General features: G+C 43.5%; 16 protein-coding genes. 15 read left to right on the forward strand and 1 reads right to left on the reverse strand.

Annotated features, from left to right (window positions below; all coding sequences use genetic code 11):
• Window positions 1–91: 91 nt before the first annotated feature.
• On the reverse strand, window positions 92–1,207 hold the full coding sequence (locus IGJ01_RS06975) for an NAD(P)/FAD-dependent oxidoreductase (protein ID WP_420657384.1): 1,116 nt from the start codon (window positions 1,205–1,207) through the stop codon (window positions 92–94).
• Window positions 1,208–1,325: 118 nt separating this feature from the next.
• On the opposite strand from IGJ01_RS06975, the gene recQ reads away from it, so the two are divergent.
• From recQ to IGJ01_RS07050, 15 genes are all read left to right on the forward strand, one after another.
• Window positions 1,326–3,092 carry a DNA helicase RecQ gene (gene recQ, locus IGJ01_RS06980; RefSeq protein WP_005236551.1) on the forward strand — a complete coding sequence of 589 codons (1,767 nt, stop codon included), beginning with the start codon at window positions 1,326–1,328 and terminating at the stop codon, window positions 3,090–3,092.
• Window positions 3,093–3,149: 57 nt separating this feature from the next.
• On the forward strand, window positions 3,150–3,569 hold the full coding sequence (locus IGJ01_RS06985) for a GNAT family N-acetyltransferase (RefSeq protein ID WP_005236549.1): 420 nt from the start codon (window positions 3,150–3,152) through the stop codon (window positions 3,567–3,569).
• A gap of 57 nt (window positions 3,570–3,626) precedes the next feature.
• Entirely contained in the window at window positions 3,627–4,367 is a 741-nt protein-coding gene (locus IGJ01_RS06990; protein WP_005236546.1) for a MurR/RpiR family transcriptional regulator, read from the forward strand.
• Between the two features lie 544 nt (window positions 4,368–4,911).
• Window positions 4,912–5,277, forward strand: a complete 366-nt coding sequence (locus IGJ01_RS06995; protein WP_008381556.1) for a hypothetical protein — start codon at window positions 4,912–4,914, stop codon at window positions 5,275–5,277.
• Between the two features lie 45 nt (window positions 5,278–5,322).
• On the forward strand, window positions 5,323–7,647 hold the full coding sequence (locus IGJ01_RS07000; RefSeq protein ID WP_430601553.1) for a WxL domain-containing protein: 2,325 nt from the start codon (window positions 5,323–5,325) through the stop codon (window positions 7,645–7,647).
• A gap of 303 nt (window positions 7,648–7,950) precedes the next feature.
• On the forward strand, window positions 7,951–10,095 hold the full coding sequence (locus IGJ01_RS07005) for a glycoside hydrolase family 3 N-terminal domain-containing protein (RefSeq protein ID WP_430601554.1): 2,145 nt from the start codon (window positions 7,951–7,953) through the stop codon (window positions 10,093–10,095).
• Between the two features lie 223 nt (window positions 10,096–10,318).
• Window positions 10,319–11,320 (forward strand): LacI family DNA-binding transcriptional regulator, encoded by a 1,002-nt coding sequence (locus IGJ01_RS07010; RefSeq protein WP_042890402.1) that lies wholly within the window; start codon window positions 10,319–10,321, stop codon window positions 11,318–11,320.
• Window positions 11,321–11,333: 13 nt separating this feature from the next.
• A complete protein-coding gene (locus IGJ01_RS07015; RefSeq protein WP_430601555.1) occupies window positions 11,334–12,251 on the forward strand; it encodes an ROK family protein in 918 nt (305 codons plus the stop codon).
• Window positions 12,252–12,308: 57 nt separating this feature from the next.
• On the forward strand, window positions 12,309–13,256 hold the full coding sequence (locus IGJ01_RS07020) for an ABC transporter permease (RefSeq protein WP_005236531.1): 948 nt from the start codon (window positions 12,309–12,311) through the stop codon (window positions 13,254–13,256).
• Between the two features lie 12 nt (window positions 13,257–13,268).
• Window positions 13,269–14,144 (forward strand): carbohydrate ABC transporter permease, encoded by an 876-nt coding sequence (locus IGJ01_RS07025; RefSeq protein ID WP_005236529.1) that lies wholly within the window; start codon window positions 13,269–13,271, stop codon window positions 14,142–14,144.
• A gap of 18 nt (window positions 14,145–14,162) precedes the next feature.
• Entirely contained in the window at window positions 14,163–15,806 is a 1,644-nt protein-coding gene (locus IGJ01_RS07030) for a hypothetical protein (protein WP_005236527.1), read from the forward strand.
• Between the two features lie 15 nt (window positions 15,807–15,821).
• Window positions 15,822–16,400, forward strand: coding sequence for a hypothetical protein (locus IGJ01_RS07035; RefSeq protein ID WP_008381551.1), 579 nt, complete (start codon window positions 15,822–15,824; stop codon window positions 16,398–16,400).
• Window positions 16,401–16,564: 164 nt separating this feature from the next.
• Window positions 16,565–18,193, forward strand: a complete 1,629-nt coding sequence (locus IGJ01_RS07040) for a PTS transporter subunit EIIC (protein ID WP_008381549.1) — start codon at window positions 16,565–16,567, stop codon at window positions 18,191–18,193.
• Entirely contained in the window at window positions 18,193–19,524 is a 1,332-nt protein-coding gene (locus IGJ01_RS07045) for a 6-phospho-alpha-glucosidase (protein WP_035007167.1), read from the forward strand. The genes IGJ01_RS07040 and IGJ01_RS07045 overlap by 1 nt, the downstream gene beginning before the upstream one ends.
• Before the next feature lie 221 nt (window positions 19,525–19,745).
• Entirely contained in the window at window positions 19,746–21,119 is a 1,374-nt protein-coding gene (locus tag IGJ01_RS07050; RefSeq protein ID WP_244733498.1) for a gluconokinase, read from the forward strand.
• Window positions 21,120–21,122: the final 3 nt, after the last annotated feature.

Raw genomic sequence — 21,122 nt, forward strand, 5'->3', positions numbered from 1 at the left:
AGTAGTTAGGAAATTGTCCGTAATTTTACAAGAATCAAACAGCACAACCACCAGGCCGTAACGGTTCTGGTGGTTTTTTAGTGGTTTCCTATCAAAGGCGCTTTTTGATATACTCTGTCATCGGTTTGGTGTAGGACGAGAAGTCTGTTGGTTGCGCATGTACCTCATTGATCCGATTTGCTAGAAGATAACCGATGTAAGGTCCCGTCGTTAAACCGGAAGAACCTAGCCCGCTGGCGGCGAACAAATTCGTTTCATCAGGCACTTCCCCAAAGAAAGGCGCAAAATCAGAGGTGTAAGCGCGTGTGCCGACTCGCATAGTCATTGGGGCAGCAAAGAGTGCTTCGGGGTCTTCAAGAAAAGCACCGATTCCTGTCATCAATTGCTGTTGGGCTGCTTCAGTAGGTGTCAAATCCCAACCAGCATCATTTTCATGAGTAGCGCCTAATAAAATTTGACCATTAGAGAAGGGAATCAAGTCGCCTTCGCCTTCTAGCATGGCGACCGGCCAACTGTTTGTCGGCAGGTTGGTGGCAAAAGAGAGCAACTGGCCTTTTTGCGGACGGATATCAACCTGATACCCTAAAGGTGATAACAAGTCTAGTAATCCCGGTCCAGCTGTCAGGCAAAGAATCTCGGTTTCAAGAAAGTGATCCTTGGTTTTGATTTGCCAATGGTTGTCGGTTCTGACGATCTCAGCTTTTTCTTCAATAAAAGTCACTTGCTGCTGCTGAGCGTTTGCTTTTAAGTGGGCAAGATAAGCCTGACCATCTAAGCGGCCACCGCCTGTGATTCGTAAAGAGGGCATTTCTTTTAGTAATGGCAATACCTCTTTGGTTTGTGAGCCCGTCAGTAAGTCGATTTCGCCGATTCCTGGTGCCGCCTTACGTCGATTTTCAGCTAATTCTGCCAGTTCTTGAAGCGCCTTTTCTGGTCGCACTACCAAAGTGCCACATGGGGCATAGATGGATTCATCTAAAGCAAAATCCCGTACCAATTTCGGGAAGAAAGCGGCTCCGTCTTGTGCTAACTGGTACCATTTTTTATTGCGGCGTTTGGATAGCCAAGGGGAAATGATGCCAGCGCTGGCAGATGTTGCTTGACCGATGAGGGAATCAATGACAGTCACGTCAAATTTGGTTTTATCAAGATAATTGGCGAGGGTCAAACCGATGATCCCACCGCCGATAATCATAACTTTTTTCATAGTAGAAGACTCCTTTGTTTGATTTCATTGAAAAGCGAATAAAAAGCGAAAGTTCTCTTAATGCCGTTTTCTTTGCGTACTTAATTGCGTATAATAAGGAAATGGAAAAGAGGGTATTATGCAAACTATTCAAACAGTCTTAAAAGAACATTTTGGCTATTCACAGTTTCGTGAAGGTCAAGAGACGATTATTCAATCTATTTTAACACAACAAAATGTTTTGGGAATCATGCCCACAGGTGGAGGGAAATCCATTTGTTATCAATTGCCAGCGCTCTTGCTGGATGGAGTGACCTTGGTCATCTCCCCTTTGATTTCATTAATGAAAGACCAAGTAGATAGCCTCGTTGATATGGGGATCCCAGCAGCGTATATCAATTCTTCCTTGACAGGAGCACAGATCAATCAACGCTTGCAAGAAGCACGCCAAGGGCGAATCAAACTGCTGTATGTTTCGCCAGAACGCTTAGACTCAGAATCTTTCCGCTACTCATTGCGGCAGATGCCGATCGCTTTATTGGCCGTTGATGAAGCCCACTGTATTTCCCAATGGGGACATGATTTTCGCCCGAGCTATCTGCGACTCGCCGAAACGATCGAAAACTGGGAGCAGAAGCCAACGATCGTTGCCCTTACCGCGACAGCTACACCCAAAGTTGCCGAAGACATCGAAAACTTACTTTCAATTCCGGCAGAAAATCAAGTCAAAACCGGGTTTGCTCGGGAAAATTTGGCTTTTCAAGTCGTCAAGGATCAAAAAGATACCTACATCACAACGTATTTGAAAATGAACCAAGGACAATCAGGTATCATTTACGCCAGTACCCGCAAGGAAGTGGAACGGATCTATCACCTGTTGAAACATGAACGCGTGTCCGTCGGGTATTACCATGGCGGACTTTCAGAAGAAGAGCGCTCATTTTTCCAAGAAGAATTTCTTTATGACCGCCTGCAAGTGATGGTAGCGACCAATGCATTCGGGATGGGAATCAACAAAAGCAATGTCCGTTTCGTGATCCATGCCCAGATACCTGGAAATTTGGAGTCTTATTATCAGGAAGCCGGGCGTGCCGGACGAGACGGCGAACCCAGTGATGCGATCTTACTTTATGCTCCACAAGACATGCAGATTCAGCAATTTTTTATCGATCAATCCGAATCAGATATTCTTTATCGCCAAAACGAATACTTGAAATTGCGGGAGATGAGCCAATACGGACATACCCAACTGTGCTTACAGCGCTATATTTTGCGTTATTTTGGAGAAGATGGACCCGATTGCGGTCGTTGCAGCAATTGCCTTGATGAAAGAGAACAAGTGGATATCACAGTGGATACACAAAAAGTGTTGTCATGTGTGAAACGAATGGGCGAACGCTTCGGGAAAGCCTTGGTGGGGAAAGTGCTAACGGGCTCTGGCGACCAAAAAGTCAAACAGTGGGGCTTTGAAAAGTTACCAACTTATGGATTAATGAAAGATTGGTCTCAAAAGGAAGTCAATCAGCTGATCGATTATTTAACAGCATCAGGGTATCTTTTGCCGTCAGAAGGGCAATACCCTTTGTTAAGTGTGACCAATGCGGGGATTGATGTGTTGCTTGGAAAAGCAAAAGTTTATAGAAAACAAACCAAAGTCAAACAGTTAGTGGTTGATGATGAACTGTTCGATCAACTGCGCACCTTACGATTGAATCTCGCACAAGAACAAAATTTGCCGCCATATGTCGTTTTTTCTGATAAAACACTGCGAGAATTGGCGGAAGTTCAGCCAAAAACGCCGATCGATTTTTTACAGATCAAAGGGGTTGGCCAAAACAAATTGGATAAGTATGGCGATGCCTTTTTAGCATTGCTTTCTGAATACGAAAAGACGGAAAGTGACTAAAATAGACCATTTTCTCTACGATAAGACAAAAAAACAGCAGGAAGGGACGAAAAATCAGTGATTACGATTCGACCGGCAATAGCTGCAGATCAAGCGTTTTGGTTTTCTTTGGATACTCACTTACCAAAGGAAGTCTTCGCCAAAAAGATAATGGAAAAAACTGCTTATGTGATAGTTGCAGACGAACAGCCAGTAGGGTTACTGCGCTACAATTTTTTCTGGGACACGATTCCTTTTTGTACCATGTTAGTGATCGCAGAAGCGCATCAAGGCAAGGGACTTGGGAAACGGTTGGTTACTTATTGGGAACAACAGCAAAAAGCAGCCGGCCATGCTCTTTGTTTGACTTCCACGCAAGTCGACGAGCAGGCACAGCATTTCTATCGCAACCTTGGTTACCAAGATGCCGGTGGGTTACTTTTGACAAGTCCTGGATTTGAACAGCCGATGGAATTATTTCTTATCAAACAGTTGTGATGTTTTTGCTAGCTTGTGGTACATTGATAGGAGAATGAGAAAATAGGAGCGTTTACTATGTCTTTTTTTGGAAAAATCGATTTCAATGAGTTATCAGAGACCGATCGTGCGATTTATCATTATATGTCGAGCCAAAGTGATAAGATTCCCTATATGCGGGTCCGTGAGATCGCGCTTGAATCCCACACCTCAGCTTCTTCTGTTATGCGCTTTATCCGTAAATTAGGGTATGAGAGCTTTACAGAATTTCGTACCCAGTTCAAAGCACCTGAGTTAGATGCTGTCAGTTTTTTTAGCAGTATGACCGTTTTGGATCCGGAACGCTTCCCGCGAGACATCGAAGGAAAAATCCGGCGAATCGCTGAACGAATGCTGGAATGTGAGAATATTATTTTTTATGGCATCGGTGCGTCAGGTTCAATGTGTGAATATGCTGCCCGCCGTTTTGCCACGATCGGATTTAACAGTTATGCTTTGGTGGATAATACCTATCCAATCTTTGCGAAGCTGAAACATACTTCAGACAATATGATCGTGGTCCTTTCAATCACCGGAACGACCACCGAGATCATTGAAGTGGTCAATGGCTTTCGTAATAATCCTGACTTCACCACTGTAGCAATCACCAGTGACGCCAACAGCACACTGGGGCGAATGTCCGATTATGTCTTAGACTATTCAGTTGATGTGAAACGCATCAACAAGTATGAAGATTTGACGACGCAAATTCCTTGCCTTTTCTTAGTCGAAGCGTTGTCGGAGACGGTTCGTCAGTTTTCTTTATCCGCAGGGGAATAAGCTACATTTTTCCTTTAATAAATGAAAAAAACAAACAGGTTTAATGGATCAAGAGACTTTTCTTTTGATGACTTTTGGACCTGTTTGTTTTTTTGCATTTTAGCAAGCTAATTACGGTTCAGTCTTGTTGATAGAAAATGAGAGGGACGCCTGACATGAAGCGTCGATTCAAGGGTCGAGGATTAAAGGAATAACGTAATCTAAGATCATTGAGCTTTTTGTTGTATAAAAGGGAGATGGCAAGTTTCTAAAATAGTTGCAACAATAACATATGAATGAAACGTATGTTTTTTTTAACTTCATGCAGGATATTCATCGATCGAGGAATATCGTGAATTTTATTCTAAGTAGAACATCGATATAATTAGTATGACATGTTTGAAAACCATGGTTTTTGAGATATCAAGTACGACTACGATCAAGATAGAATGAATTCCATATAAACAGTACTATTTAGGCTTTTGTAAAGAGATTGGCTTTAATAAAATAACACGTCTCAAAAACGATCGTTTTCGAAATGAACAACTCACAAGGAGGAGGGAGAATGGATATCAACGGTGCATCTATTAGAGGAAGGGCTTTGAAAGTATGTTTGGTCTTATTGTTCGCTTTCGGGTTTACAAGAACGAGTTTTGGCGAGGAGAGACGTTCAACGGAAACGGAGGGGACAGTGGGGTTTACCGGGATTTATGAGCCTTTGGATCAACCAGAACCATCTCCACCAACCGGTCCTGTTCCGCGTCCACCGCAAGACACGGGTAAACCCGGCGGGCAGCTGCCCCAGACAAACTTCATTCAACGGTTGGATTGGGTGATTCTTGGAAGTCTCTTGCTGATCACCGCACTTAACATATACGTAGTAAAACAACTTATCAAAAAAGGGAAATCAACATTCCCTAAGTGGGGCTAGATCCCATGGGGAAAATAAGAGAAATGACATTTAGGAGTGAATGCGATGAACTCATTTTTTCGCAAAAAAAATAAGTGGTTGCTGGTTCTACTTGCCTTACTCCCACTGATTACAACATTAACAATCATGAATGCCGAGACGATTTTTTCGTGGACACCAGAGGAAGAACACGAGGAGAAGGCCGACGATGAAGTGAGTGGAGAAATCTCCTTTGCGGAGGAACTGATCCAAGGCGAGGTCGAGCACGTAATAGATTTTATTTTCTACTCAGAAGTTGCCCTCGAAACGGTGGACATCGCGTTGCCTCAGGAAATAATCATTGATCTGGAAGCTTTGAACGATGAACTAACGGTGGGAGCAACAGACCACGAAGGTGTGTGGCAGCTGAACAGCGAGACCCCACAAACGACTTTTGTCTTACCGATTCTTGTGGATACGATCGGAGAATATGAGATCATCGTTGCCGAGACTGCTACACAGCGCCTGCTGATCTTAGATCATACGGAGGCCGAAGACACTGATTCGACTGAAGAAGAGAATGACTCTGCGGAAGCAGATCAGGCTGCGGATGCGGAAGCGAGAGAGCCAGAAGCTGATGATAGAAGTGGACAGATGGTCGAAGTGACAATTAACAAAAACAATTTTAGAGAACACTTTGCTATCGAAGGTCACGAAAATACTGCTACTTACAATGATGAAACTGGGCTATTAGTACTAACAGAAGATACAACTTGGTCAGTCGGTTATGTTACCTTAAAAGACAGAATTAGTCTGGATCAACCATTTACGCTTAAAGGTAAAGCCAATATAGGGTCTAAACCTCTTGGTGCTGATGGGATGGCTTTTGGTTTTCACAATTCTGAGATGGACAAACCAGGTCATATGGGTAATGCATTTGGAATCGGAGGATTGAGGGATGCTTTTGCTTTTAAGCTAGACAATAACTATAATGATACCCGAGGTTCTTTTGGCGAGGATGGTTTTATCGTTGAGAGGGATCCTATAGCTGTCAATGGTGCGCCCTTTGCTGGCTTTATCTATCATAGGACACCACAATTATTGGAGACATATATGGGAAATGATGCTCGAGCAGCAACTACGGGTGCTAGAAATGGAGCAGATGACCCAATCTTGATTGAATATCAGCCAAATAATGAAGGTCGCTGGTTTCGAGTTACTTATAGAGGTATGACTTGGGAACGTGACATCAGTGATTGGCAGCCATCAGATGTTTCTGCAATGGCATTTATTATATCCGGTAGTACAGGTGCGAGAAGTGATCGCCATACCTTTTATTTTGAAGAGATGAATTATTACATTGGTACCGGAACCGTCCATGTGAATTATCGAGATCGAGAGACAGGGGAGGATATTCAACCAACTGAAACATTAGAACTACCATTACGTTTCCTTCATACCCTTGACCCCAAGAACCGAGAGAGCGATGAACCCTATCAGTTAGGGTATGACTATTACGGGGTTGAGTTTAACACAGAACACTTTGACCCAAGTACATTTGATATTATGCCGCAGCCTTTCCATCAAGATGTTACTTTTTTATTTGATCGCGTGCCATCGAACATCAAGATCAATCACATAGATGAAGAAGGGGTAGCACTGAGGGAACCAACCTATCAAGGAGAATTCGTAAATGAATCGGTCGATATCCTTCCTCAGGAGATTCCTTATTACCAATATCTTTACGAGCGGGACGGTCAGCCGCTGGAAACAAGAGTCACTCGAGATGAACAAGAATACTGGCTGGTTTATGGTTTGGAAAGTACTCCGCAACCAGTAGACCCTCTTGATCCGGATACGCAAGTAAATCCTGAGAATCCGCCTGAGATTGATGCAGAACAAGGGTTTGTCAGCTTGGATTTTGTTTCCCAATTCCAGTTTGGGACAGTTGGCATTCGGTCAGAAACGACGACCTACGATGCCCTGCCGCAAAAACTCCTTCAGCCGGCTGATCCAAATGATAATCTACGCCCTAATTATGTGCAGGTTTCAGATCGGAGGCGGGAAAATTCTGGATGGACCCTCCGTGCAACCTTACGAGAGCCTTTTGAAAGTGATGAAGGGCATCAACTGACTGGTGCTAGAATTTTATTAGACAATATCGATGTAGTAACGACTCGAGAAAACGTGTCTGAGCCACCTACTCATAAACAGCAAGCAGCACTGACTGTTGGAAATGCGGAGATAATCGCACAAGCAGGTGCCAACCAAGGCAGAGGCACTTGGGTCCAGCGCTTTGGCGATCGAGAAACAATGGATCAAAGTGTCAAACTTGAGGTGCCAATTAGTGCGACTCCTCAGGCCACGAGATATTCAGCAACCATTCTTTGGGAACTTTCATTTGTTCCTTAACAATAAACAAAAAGAAGCTGCAGCGAATTGCAGCTTCTTTTTGTTAGCATCGGAGAAGACATAATGTCGGATGTATCAGGGGATTTGGTGTTATCCATTATTCATGGTACACCTTGTACCATGATGAAGATTTTTCCTTTTTGCCATGAGTTGCACCAAAGTATGAAGATCGTCTTTTTTTGAAAACGTTTTTAATTATACTGAATGAAAGGAATCGGCAACATGTTGCTTCTGCTAAGAAGGAGCAAATGCCGCAAGTTCGATAAGCAAAAGAAGAGAGCCTAATGATTGGAGAGAATAATAGTGCAAACCGTAAAACTAAAAGAACTGATTGACCAAATGACTGTAGCTGAAAAAGTGGGCCAGTTGGTCCAACTGACGCCAGATTTTTTTGCGCAAGGAGGAGAAATCACCGGTCCGATGCAACAATGGCACATGAGTGAAGACCAATTATTTTCGATTGGTTCTGTGTTGGGCACTCATACTGCGGAACAAGTGTATGCCATCCAAACGTCTTATCTTCAGAAAAGTCGCTTAAAGATTCCTCTTGTTTTTATGGCAGATGTTATCCATGGGTATGAAACGATTTTCCCAATTCCACTGGCCTTAGCATCTTCCTTTGATGCGCAGTTAGTGGAAGAGGTTGCTAAAGCTTCAGCAAAAGAAGCGGCAGAAGCTGGTGTCCATGTCACGTTTTCACCGATGGCGGATCATGTTAAAGACGCGCGCTGGGGGAGGGTCTTGGAAAGTAATGGGGAAGATCCGACCTTATCTGCGGTGTTGACGGCTGCTTATGTACGAGGGTATCAAGGAACTGCTTCCCTTGCAGAAAATAAACAGCGAATTGCTGCTTGTGTCAAACACTTTATCGGCTATGGCGCTGCAGAAGGCGGCCGGGATTACCATACTGTCGATTTGTCTGATCTGGAGCTCTACCAAAATTATCTGCCCGCGTTTCAGGCGGCGATTGAAGCTGGTGCAGAATTGGTCATGACTTCTTTTAATACGATCCATGGTGTGCCGGCCACAGCCAATCAACCATTGTTGCAGGAAGTATTGCGAGAAAAGCTTGGGTTTGATGGCTTGATCATCTCAGATTGGGCAGCGGTGGCGGAATTGATGGCGCATCGTGTAGCTGCTGATCGAAAGGAAGCCGCACAGAAAGCTTTTACTGCAGGTGTCGAAATGGATATGATGAGTGATTGCTATTTGAACGCACTAGAGCAAATCATTCAGGCAGATCCTGCTATGAAAGAGCAGTTGAATAAGGCGGTTTTTCATGTGCTACATTTAAAGAACAAGCTAGGCCTTTTTGAAGACCCTTATAGAGGGTTAGCACCGGAAAACTTAACGCCTAGACTCCTAAAGGAAACCCGTCTTCTTTCACGAGAAGCAGCAAAGCAAACAACGGTTCTTCTGAAAAACCAGGCACTGTTGCCTTTGCAGAAAAAACAAAAGGTCGCGCTGATCGGTCCCAAAGCAGATTCAAAGGATCTTTTGGGGGCTTGGTCGTGGATCGGCAAACCAGAGGCTGCGGTCTCCTTAGCGGAAGGTCTTTCTCAAAAAGAAATTGACTTAACTGTCTTACCGTACCCTGATGGGGAAATGTTGACGAGCGCCTTTCTTGATGAGGCGTGTAAAGTCGCTAAAGGAGCTGAGGTCGTTTTATTGGCTCTGGGGGAAACCAGCGAGGAAGCGGGAGAAGCGGCAAGTCTGACCAAACTTTCTTTATCAAGAAAGCAAGAAGCATTGATTGAAGCAGTAAGTCAGGTCAATCCTAGGATCGCAACGATTCTTTTCTGTGGCAGACCAATGGTTTTGACCGCCATCGAGCCTCTTTGTCAAGCAATCATGATTGCCTGGTTCCCTGGATCAGAAGGCGGTAATGCATTGGCAGATTTGTTGATGGGCGAATCTGAACCGCAAGGACGTTTAGCTATGAGTTTTCCAGGGGCAGAAGGACAGTTGCCGTTGACTTATGCTCAACTCTCTACAGGTCGGCCACTGACAGAAGAGAATAGTGATCAAAAATATATTTCGCGCTATATGGATGAAAAAAATGAGCCGTTGTTTTCTTTTGGCTCGGGGATAGGCTATAGTAAATGCACGATTACCCACACCCAAATCATTATTCCTCAGGAAAAGGGAGCGCCATTTGAGATCAGTTGCACACTGAAAAATGAGGGCGATGTGCCGCATACAACGACATTGCAACTCTATAGCAGAGACGATGTTACGGAAGTAGCACGACCGATGAGGGAATTGAAACAATGGCAAAAAATCCATCTTGCTGCAGCCGAAGAAAGGCAGCATTCATTCTATGTTACACCAGAGGATTTTGCTTATGTTCATTCCGATTTCTCGACAGAAAGTGATCCTGGTACGATTTCCTTATACCTTGGCTTTGCTGCTGCCTCAGCGAAGTTGATTGGTACGCTCACGATTTAAAAGCCTTTCGAGGCTTTTTTTTTCGGGTACAACTTGTACCAAAGTGGCACAGGTTTCAAGGTGCTGGTACATGCGCCAACTAGTCCTAGAACCATTGTGGGTGAAAACGTTTTTATATATAGTTGGTTTATCGGATGGCCAACCTTAGAGTGGTCGTTGATTTTTTCAGAAAAATAAAAACGTTTTTATTTTTGGGAAGAATCCTTCAGGAGGGGAGAATCATTTGACAAATCGAATCACGATTCGGGAAGTGGCAAAGGAGGCAAACGTGTCGATTGCGACCGTGTCTAAAGCATTAAACGGTGTCGATGTTGTTCGGCCCGCAACGAAAGAACGTGTGATGGCTGCCGCGCAGCGGTTGCATTATGTCCCAAATTTGATGGGCAAACAATTAAAAAACACGAAAACCAAGATGCTTGGTTTTTACACCACCAGCATTAAGGGCCCCTACTTTAGCGTACTAGTTGAAGCCATTGCCAGAGAGGCAGAAAAACATGGGTATGCAGTCAACGTGTTTTTATCTGCAGATAAGCGCGTTGTCCTCAATAGTATTTTAGGTGGTGTTGTTGATGGCATTATTGGATTTGAAGATTTTTTAACGAAGCAGGATTTGGCTGCGATGGAACGAGAACAAATCAAAGCCGTCTTTATCGATCGAAACATTCAAGAGAAGAACTTCGGCAGTGTAGTCTTTGATTCTTTCGAAAAAGGGAAAGCAGCCACCGAGTATCTTTTGTCACTTGGCCACAAAAAAATTGCCTTTATCAGTGGTATTACTGGTGTTTATGATAGTGATGAGCGTTTAAGAGGGTATTTAGAAGCATTAAACGAGGCAGGGGTTTCTAAACGGTCGGACTATCAATTGCAGGGGTTCTTTGAAGAAGAACGAACGAGAGTCCGCGTGCAACAGTTTTTGCTAGAGCAGAAAGATTTACCCACAGCGTTTCTGGCGGGAAATGATCTTAGTGCGATAGGAACGGTCAAGGCGATCCATGAGACCAAGTGGCGGGTGCCGGATGATTTCAGCGTAATTGGCTTTGATGGCATCGATCTCTTGGACTATTTCATGCCTCGGTTGACGACTGTGAAAAATCCAATCCAATTGCAAGGGGTCACGGCAGTAAACCACTTGATCGAAATGATTGAGGAAAATGCATGTGGTGTCTCCTACGTTTTACCAGGAGAATTGAGTATTAAGCAATCGACAAAACAAGTAAATGAATAATGAGGGTGAAGCAATGTTTATTGGAATTGATGTTGGAGGAACGGCTATCAAATATGGTGTGATTTTGAGAACGGGTGAAATTGTGAAGAAAGGACAGATGCCAACCATTCATGAAAAAGAAAAATTTTTGCAATCCATCACAGCATTGATCGAATCGCTGCAGCAAGATGCAGTGATCGAAGGTGTCGGTATTAGCGCACCGGGCATCATCCAAAAAGATGGCACGATGATCACGGCAGGATCAATCAAACCGCTTTATGGAATCAACCTAAAGTTGGAATTAGAGAAACGTGTCAAGCTGCCAGTCCTTGTTGAAAATGATGCCAATGCTGCAGCGATTGCTGAAAAATGGCTTGGGCATGCACAGGCTTGTGAGAACTATCTTTGTCTTGTTGTGGGAACTGGTATTGGTGGCGGGATCATCGTCAACAATCAGCTCTATCGAGGCAGTCATGGCATGGCAGGTGAATTTGGGTGGATGCTGATCGACACATTGCCTGAACAGGGAAATCTAGAGTCAGTTTCCTTGAATCAACGAGCAGCCATCGTGGGTGGTCTTTGCCATCAGTATCAACTGGCACTTCAGCAAGAAGGGCGAAGTGATCTGCCTCAAGATGCAGTCGAGATCTTCCAGAGAGGAGAACAAGGAGAAGTAGTAGCGAACCAAGTGATTGCTCAATTTTTCCAAGATTTATCAGTGGGCTTACTGAATTTGATCAGTACATTTGATCCCGAGCTGATTTTGGTTGGTGGTGGGGTCAGTGAAAATGATGGTTTCATGACAAGGCTTGAAGAGACCATGAGCCAGCTAAAAGCTCGCCATGAAAGTATTGGTTATTTAGAAGGTCGCACGATTGCACCGATTCAACGAGCAAAATTAAAAAATGATGCTGGTATGATTGGTGCGGTCTATCAATTGATGAACCAATAAAGGAAAGCATGTATTTCCTTTGGGTGAAAAAGTAAGCGTTTTAGAAAGGGTGGAAAAATGGAATCAAAAGGTGTCATGCTAAAAGCAACCCCACAGAAAAGGTCATTTTTGCAAAAACTAAAAAGCCAAAGCTTTTATCAAGCGATGGTTTGGCCAGGTATTATCTTGATGATTATTTTTAATTTTATCCCATTGTATGGGATCGTTATCGCGTTTAAAGATTACTCAGTTCTTGATTCGATCGCAAATGCGGAGTGGGTCGGTACTCAATATTTTCAAGAATTTTTTAGTGATTCAATGTTTTGGACGGTGATGAGTAATACATTGGGCATCAGCTTTTTTAAACTACTGATTGGCTTTCCAGCGGCGATTGGTTTAGCGGTATTGATCAATGAAATCGTTCATGTGCGCTTGAAGAAGGTCGTTCAAACGGTGTCTTATTTGCCGCACTTTCTTTCTTGGGTCATCTTAGGTGGCATGTTTATTACGTGGTTGTCTGATACCGGTCTGGTCAATAATCTACTGTTAGGTTTTGGGTTGATCGATGAACCGATCCGCTTCTTGACCGATCCCGAAAAATATTGGGCGATTGCAGTCATTTCCGATATTTGGAAAGAAGTTGGCTGGAATACGATTTTATACATCGCTGCTATGACGGGGATCAATCCAGCTCTTTATGAAGCAGCTAGAATGGATGGCGCCACGAAGTTCCAGCAGATCACGCGGATCACGATTCCTTCGATCCGTCATATTATCGCCTTGACATTTGTTTTGTCAGTGGGGGGGTTATTGGGTTCAAACCTCGATCAGACACTCGTCTTACAAAACCCTGTCAATTATCAGTCCAGTGAAGTCATTAATTCATTTGTCTATAAAATGGGGATCCAACAAGGAGACTTCTCCTATGCGACCGCCGTTGGCCTGTTTGTGTCGGTTGTTTCTTTGATCCTCGTAGTAGGAAGTCATCTTTTGACCAAAAAAATCAGTGATGAATCAGTCTTTTAGAGGAGGAAAAGTATGAAACAAACATTTTCAAAAGATGAGAAGATCTTCAATACCGCCAATGTGATTTTCATGGTATTCTTTTTAGCCATCATTGCGTTGCCATTATGGAATATCGTCGCTTTGTCGTTCAATGATGCAACCGATGCCGCAAGAGGGGGGATCTATTTCTGGCCACGGGAATTTTCACTAGAAAGTTACTACACCGTTTTTGAAGATTCTGCGATCTATAAAGCTTTTGTTATCTCAGTTGCAAAAACAGTGATTGGCGTTGTTTTGCATACGGCATTAACGGCGATGGTCGCCTATGGGATGAGTCGCAGAAACTTAATGGGACGGAAAATCTACATGAACATGGGGATTTTAACGATGTTCGTTTCCGGAGGAATGATCCCAACCTTTCTCTTATTCAAAGAATTAGGGTTGTTAAATAATTTTTGGGTTTACATCATTCCTGTCTTATTTTCTTTTTACGATATGGTGATTTTGATGAATTTTTTCCGGAGCATTCCATTTTCGCTGGAAGAATCTGCCATGATGGATGGCGCCAATCCTTTTATTATTTTCGTGAAAATCATTTTGCCATTGTCCCTTCCAGTTTTGGCAACCATTGCATTATTCCACGGCGTCTTTCAGTGGAACGACTACATGACCGCCAATATCTATGTGGATGATCGTAGTTTATATCCTTTACAAATGCTACTATTTCGGATCGTTTCGGAAAATCTATCGCCCGCAGTGGCGACCGGAACCAATGTTGTCAGAAATACAACTTCACAGTCATTGCAATTAGCAACCATGGTGGTAACGACGGTTCCTGTCGTCGTGATCTACCCATTTTTACAAAAGTACTTTATTCAAGGGATGACTCTTGGATCAGTAAAAGAATAGACAAAAGGAGAGAAAAAAATGAAAGCAAGCAAATTATTTTTAGGGATCGGTCTCGTATGTACATCAGTCATGGTATTAGGTGCCTGTGGTAATTCCAGCAGCGAGTCAAAAGGAGCTGCTGAGGTAGAAGATCTGCCAGAAGCTCGCTTTGAAGCAGACAAAGATACACCAAGCTGGCAAAAAGACACCGACCATGAAGCGACCTTAAAATGGTATGTCAATTTTGATTGGTATGCTCAGCCGGGGTGGGGCAAAGACACTGTGACGCGAAAAATCAAAGAAGACATGAATATCAATGTCGAATTTATTTCAGGAAATGACGAGAACCTTAATACGATGCTAGCTGGTGGCGATCTTCCAGATATCATGACCTTCGATAAAAACCTGTCTGCTGCAAATGAAGCGACAAAATTTGCCTTGCCATTGAATCTTTTGGCAGAAAAATATGACCCTTACTTCTTAGAACATGCAGCGAAACCGGAATCTGTTCAATGGTTTACTTTAGAAGATGGCAACATTTATGGATACCCGAGCTTTTCCACGACTGCACAAGATTATGAGGACGGCAATGTAGTGGGAGACCAAGTTTTCATTGTCCGCAAAGATATTTACGAAGCGTTAGGTGAACCCGATATGTCGACGCCAGAAGGATTTTTAGATGCGTTAAAACGGGCAAAAGAAGCATTTCCGACAGCAGATGATGGTGCAGCTCTAGTCCCATTTGCTTCGACTGCACTAGATATTTCCAATGGTGGGGATGGCGCCTATGGTGGTACTTTGCAAGACTTTCTCAGTATCGCACCAAGTGTAGACGGTCAATTCAATGATCGTGACGCTGATGAGGAGTACATCACTTGGATCGAGACATTTAGAAAAGCGTACAATGAGGGATACATCAACAATGACCAGTTTTCAGACAATGACAACACGATGAAGGAAAAACTAGGACAAGGGCGTTATTTTGCTTACCTGCATACGAATACGAAGGGACTCAATGAGTTTATGTCCGATAATAATGCCCGTAATCCTGAGCAAACCTATATTGCCGTCGATGGTCCGAAAAATTCGAATGGCGATGATTCCACTTTTACTGGCGGAAATATTGGTGGATGGACACAAACCTTCATCACGACGTCGACAAAAGAACCCCAAAAAGCCATGGAACTTTTGACGTATTTAGCAAGTGAGTATGGCACGATGGTCACTACCTTTGGTATCGAAGGGGAAACATACAATCTTGTGGATGGCGTGGTTGAGTACTCAGAAGAAACAGAAGCGTTACGAAATTCTGATATTGCTCGCTTTGATAAGGAAATTGGTTTAGGTTCTTATTGGTTTGTTGGCAATGACAATTACGCCATTCAAATGGGACAAAAACCAGCAACATCGATTCGGCAGATGGTGGAATGGTCGCAAGACAAATTGGCGCCGCGTTTTGAGATCGAAGACATTGATCCTCGCACCGGTTCTGAAGCAAGAAACCTCACTTCCATCAACACAGCAAGAGTGCAAGCGTTGGTCAACTTTATTCAAGCAGACTCGGAAGAAGCGGGCCGTCAGATTTGGGAAGACTACCTAAAAGAACGAGAAAACAATGGATGGTCAGCAATCGTTGATTACCGAAATGAGAAAATCGCTGAAAATATTGAAAAATTAAACTAAAGGTGTGTGAGTGTGATGTTTGCTTTAGAGAGTCGTTTTTATCGTCTTTGCGAAATCGTTTTTCGTATGCTGGTATTGAATCTCTTGTTTTTAGTGGTATCGTTTCCGATCATCACGTTTCCAGCCGCTTTGCGAGCAGTGGTCGATGCTTACGAACATCCTGAAGCAAAACTGCTAAAACCCTTTTTGAAAAATAGCAAAAGCGCGTTATTGAAGACTCTGCCACTAGGGGTCTTCAATCTCTTCTCATTTTTATGCGGACTCAGCTTGTGGCGTTCTGCTACTTTGACGAATTCATTGTTTTTCTCTTTTTTGACCATCATTTTTCTTACTTTTTTGTTGTCTTACAACATTAACCTGTATGTGATGCAATCAAAAATGCAAGATCGGCAAAACTTGTTTGACCTTTTTCGTAGTAGTTTTTTCTTTACGATGATGCACTACCATAAAGGGATCGGAATCTTAGTCCTAGCAGCGATCGGCTATTTCTTCACATGGCAATCAGCACCAGGTATCTTCTATCTATTTTGTCTGTCTGGGCCCTTGTATTTCTATCAAAAAGTGTTGCATCTAAAAAGAGTGGATCAATCTTGATTCACTCTTTTTTTGTTGCTTGTATTCACCACTAGCAAGGAAGTAAACAGGATGAAACACATTCCAATCTTTGAAACGCATTGAATTGAAAACGTTTGCTATTCTATTAGTAACAAATGTTTCCTATAATGAACCTACAAATCAATTACAAAGGAGTTTCCTCAATGAAAGAAAAAGTGATGGATGCGATGCAGAAATTCTCCAAGGCAATGTTTGTGCCCGTCTTGATTTTGCCGATCGCAGGGATATTGATTGCCGTTGGGAATGTGTTTACAAATGTCCGCTTGCTTGAGCAGTTTCCCTTTTTGGATAATCCGATAACCACCGGTTTTGGTAGTATCTTATCCGCTTCCTTATTACCGATTTTAACCAATTTGGGCATTATTTTTTGTGTCGGGATTGCTCTAGGGTTAGCTAATAAGAAAAAAGCTGAAGCGGGATTTACCGCGTTGTTAGGTTATTTCGTCTTCTTGAATGCCATGAATAAATTCATGGAACTTCGGGGGATGTTGGTTCCAGCCGATGCCCTTCAAGGTTCAGGACAAGCGATCGTTTTAGGAATCCAAGTGTTGGATATGGGGGTCTTTCTGGGGATCATTTTAGGGATCGTCGTAGCATTGATTCATAATCGTTTTATCGATACGACCTTTAACAACGCCTTTCAAGTTTATGGCGGCGCGCGCTTCGTCTTTATTGTCTTGATTCCGGTCGTCGTGTTATTAGCCATCGTTTTCACGTTTATATGGCCAGTAATACAAACTGGCATCGACGGTTTAGGCGGCATCATTCAACAAACGGGCAACTTTGGCATCTTCTTGTACGGTATGTTGGAACGCTTATTGATTCCAACTGGCTTGCATCACTTGATCTACACGCCGTTTTTGTATACCTCATTAGGCGGTGTCGCAGAAGTTGGCGGTCAAGTCTTTGAAGGGGCACGAAACATTTATTTTGCGGAAATTGCTGACCCAGCAGTCCGCGTATTATCGCAAAGTGTCATTTGGGACGCTCGTGGGATCTCAAAAATGTTTGGACTGATCGGTGCCTGTTTGGCGATGTATCAAACGGCAAAACCAGAAAATAAAGTCAAAGTCAAAGCCATTTTGATTCCAGCTGTCGTCACTTCCTTTATTGCAGGTGTGACTGAACCAATCGAATTTTCTTTTATGTTCGTGGCACCTGTTTTGTTCGTCATTCATTCTGCACTTAGCGGCTTGAGCATGGTGGCGTTAAATCTCTTTGGTTCTCGCGCCATCGGACCGAATGGCTTCATCGACTTTCTTTTGTACAACTTGCCCTTAGGGATCGAGAAAACTCGCTGGCCAGTGTACTTGATCGTCGGAGTCGTCTTCTTCTTTCTTTATTACTTCTTGTTCCGCTTTTTGATCACGAAACTGAATTTGAAAACGGTCGGGCGTGAAGAAGATGGGACAGAGACCAAACTGTATTCGAAGAAAGAGTACAAAGAAAAACAACTTGCTGGAGCAGGTGTCGGGGTCATGGCGAGTGACCAAGCCGCCATTAGTCCGACTGGTGAAACAAGTATCTCAGCAATCATCACCAAAGCGCTAGGTGGCGATGACAATATCAAAACCATCGACAACTGCTATACCCGCTTACGTTTAAAACTAAAGGATCCTGAACTCGTGGATGAAGCGCTACTAAAAGACGAAACACAAGCCAAAGGCGTGATCAAAAATGGTGAAAATGTCCATGTCGTTTACGGGTTGACTGTGCCGAAAGTGCGGGAAGAATTAGAAAATTATCTTGGAAGAGAAGGAGAGATTGAATGATGAAAAATTTTTCAGTAGTGATCGCAGGGGGCGGCAGTACCTTTACCCCGGGAATCGTTATGATGCTGCTTGATAATCAAGAACGCTTTCCTTTAAGAAAGCTGAAACTATACGACAATGATGAAGCACGCCAAGCGATCCTCGGTGAAGCCCTAGCGATCTTATTAAAAGAACAAGCACCGCAAATCGAATTTTCATTTACGACGGATCCTGAGGAAGCCTTCAGCGATATCGATTTCTGTATGGCGCATATCCGAGTAGGAAAGTATGATATGCGGGAAAAAGATGAAAAAGTTCCCTTGCGTCATGGCGTCTTTGGTCAAGAAACCTGTGGTCCAGGAGGGATCGCTTATGGGATGCGCAGCATCACTGGTATGCTGGAGATCATTGATTACATGGAAAAGTATTCCCCCGATTGTTGGATGCTGAATTATTCCAATCCGGCTGCAATCGTAGCTGAAGCATGTCGAGTCTTGCGTCCTAAATCAAAAGTTCTGAATATCTGTGACATGCCCGTGGGCACGTTGCGTCGCATGTCGCAAATCATTGGCAAACAGCCAGAGGAACTAGAAGTTCGCTACTTTGGCTTGAATCATTTTGGCTGGTGGACTAGTGTCAAAGACAAAGAAGGCACGGAGTACATTCAAACCATACGTGACTATGTTGCAGAACATGGCTATTTGACGCAGATCGAAGTGGATACTCAACATACAGACCCAAGTTGGCAAGACACCCACAAAAAAGCCAAAGACCTCTTGGCTCTCACACCAGAATATCTGCCAAATACGTACTTGAAGTATTATTTATACCCAGATTACGTCTACGAACACATGAAAGAACACCCGGAGTATACGCGTTCCAATGAAGTGATGGAAGGACGGGAAAGACGAGTGTTCGATCATGCCAAAAAGATCACTGCACAAGGATCTGCTGAAGGGATCGCTTTTGAGATTGATGCCCATGCAACCTTTATCGTTGATTTGGCACGCGCCATCGCTTTTAATACGCATGAGCGAATGGTCATGATTGTGGAAAACAACGGCGCGATTGCGAACTTCCCGGATGATGCCATGGTGGAAGTGCCATGTATCGTCGGTTCTGATGGACCAGAAGCCCTCGCTCAAGGAAAAATTCCTGCCTTCCAACAAGCGCTCATGTTCCAACAGGTGACTGTGGAAAAATTAGTGGTCGAAGCATATGTGGAAAAGAGCTATCAAAAAATGTGGCAAGCGTTAAGCCTTTCCAAAACGATTCCTAGCGCAAAAGTAGCCAAAGAGTTACTCGATGATTTGGTCTCGGAAAATGGTGATTACTGGCCAGGATTGTCTTGATTTGTTTCACATTTGCGAAACATTTGCTGATTGGCTAACTGGAAAGAGGAAGATTCTCCAAGAATCTTTCTTTTTTTTGATTTTTGCTGTGGAAGGATAATTCTCTGAAGAAAATCATCACTAAACGTCTTCTCAACAAAACGATCAGACAGGTATGCTAGAATATGCCACTAACTATGGTAGAATAAAGCTAATTGAATCAGATGAGAGGGAGCAATGCGATGTTTTTAGGGATTGATATCGGCACAACAGCCATAAAATTTGGGGTCATTGAAGATCGGAAAATCATTTACTCACAGTCATTACCAATCAAAACCCATAGCCATGGGTTAAAACAGACCCAATCAGCGACCCAGATCAGTAGCCAATTAATCAGTGGTATCACAACGATTCCCGCTCAATTAAAAGCGGCAATCACAGTGATCGGGTTCAGTACCGCTATGCACAGTTTGATGCCAGTGGCTGGTGAGACAGCAGAAGAGATTTACATTTGGTCAGACAATCAAGCGAATCAAACGATGACGGCCTTTCGTCAAACGGATCTGGCGGCAACGTTTTATGAAGAGACAGGGACACCGATCCATGCGATGTCTCCCTTTGCGAAACTGGCTTATTTTCAAACAAGTGGTTCATATTCCAAAGAGACGAAATGGTTAGGCTTAAAAGAACTAGCAATGGCGTTGTTTACCGGACAAGCACGGATCGATTATAGTACCGCATCAGCGACCGGTCTTTTTTCTTTGAGAGAAAAGCAATGGAGTCAAAAGATTCTCAACTATTTATCCCTTTCAAAAGCCCAATTAGCGCCTTTATGTGCACCGACTGATCGTTTTTTGATTACCAAGGAGATGGCGCAGCGGTGTGGCTTGAAGCCTGAGGTAGAAGTGATGTGTGGGGCTAGCGATGGGTGTTTGGCAGCATATGCTGGCTATATTTCTACAGGGATCCGCAACAGCTTGACGATCGGAACCAGTGCGGCGGTTCGTAAAGTAAGTGAGACCACGGTCTTTGATCGCCAAAAACAAAATTTTTGCTACTATCTGCAAGAAGACCTCTATGTCGTAGGGGCACCTTCGAATAATGGCGGTTGTGTGCTTGCTTGGGCAAAAGAGACCTTATCAGAAGATCCTGATGGGTTTTATCATTATCTGCCGCAAGTCATGGAGGAATCACCGATCGGCAGCAACGGTTTACGTTTTTTCCCCTATTTAAATGGCGAGCGGGCACCCTTTTGGACGAATGAAATCACAGGTGGCTTTTCTGGCTTGACCCTGAAACACAATCGCTCAGATATGTTGCGGGCAGTCCTCGAAGGCATGCTGATGAACATCGATTTATTAAAGCAAATGGCGCAGTTGGAAGGGGCAGTCACTGTAAGTGGTGGTTTCTTTCAAACAAAACTATTAGGTCAAATGACCGCGGATGTGTTGGGGCTAACCTGTTATCTTTCCGATGAAAATGAACCGATATTCGGCTTGTATGATTTGTACAAAAGCTCTGTTGTGCGGCAAGATCAGCCAGATGAAAAATTTGTTCCTGATCCGCAGAACCACGCGCTTTATCAAGAACTGGCAAAAACGTATTTTCATGCATAAGCA

Source organism: Enterococcus sp. AZ089 (assembly GCF_050547225.1).
Lineage (GTDB): Bacteria > Bacillota > Bacilli > Lactobacillales > Enterococcaceae > Enterococcus_D > Enterococcus_D entomosocium.

Coding starts and splice junctions, on each gene's coding strand:
- IGJ01_RS07025 (WP_005236529.1), top strand. CDS start 13,269: ATGAAACAAACATTTTCAAAAGATGAGAAGATCTTCAATACCGCCAAT.
- IGJ01_RS07015 (WP_430601555.1), top strand. CDS start 11,334: ATGTTTATTGGAATTGATGTTGGAGGAACGGCTATCAAATATGGTGTG.
- IGJ01_RS07045 (WP_035007167.1), top strand. CDS start 18,193: ATGAAAAATTTTTCAGTAGTGATCGCAGGGGGCGGCAGTACCTTTACC.
- IGJ01_RS07040 (WP_008381549.1), top strand. CDS start 16,565: ATGAAAGAAAAAGTGATGGATGCGATGCAGAAATTCTCCAAGGCAATG.
- IGJ01_RS07020 (WP_005236531.1), top strand. CDS start 12,309: ATGGAATCAAAAGGTGTCATGCTAAAAGCAACCCCACAGAAAAGGTCA.
- IGJ01_RS07000 (WP_430601553.1), top strand. CDS start 5,323: ATGAACTCATTTTTTCGCAAAAAAAATAAGTGGTTGCTGGTTCTACTT.
- IGJ01_RS07035 (WP_008381551.1), top strand. CDS start 15,822: ATGTTTGCTTTAGAGAGTCGTTTTTATCGTCTTTGCGAAATCGTTTTT.
- IGJ01_RS07030 (WP_005236527.1), top strand. CDS start 14,163: ATGAAAGCAAGCAAATTATTTTTAGGGATCGGTCTCGTATGTACATCA.
- recQ (WP_005236551.1), top strand. CDS start 1,326: ATGCAAACTATTCAAACAGTCTTAAAAGAACATTTTGGCTATTCACAG.
- IGJ01_RS07050 (WP_244733498.1), top strand. CDS start 19,746: ATGTTTTTAGGGATTGATATCGGCACAACAGCCATAAAATTTGGGGTC.
- IGJ01_RS06995 (WP_008381556.1), top strand. CDS start 4,912: ATGGATATCAACGGTGCATCTATTAGAGGAAGGGCTTTGAAAGTATGT.
- IGJ01_RS06990 (WP_005236546.1), top strand. CDS start 3,627: ATGTCTTTTTTTGGAAAAATCGATTTCAATGAGTTATCAGAGACCGAT.
- IGJ01_RS06975 (WP_420657384.1), bottom strand. CDS start 1,207: ATGAAAAAAGTTATGATTATCGGCGGTGGGATCATCGGTTTGACCCTC.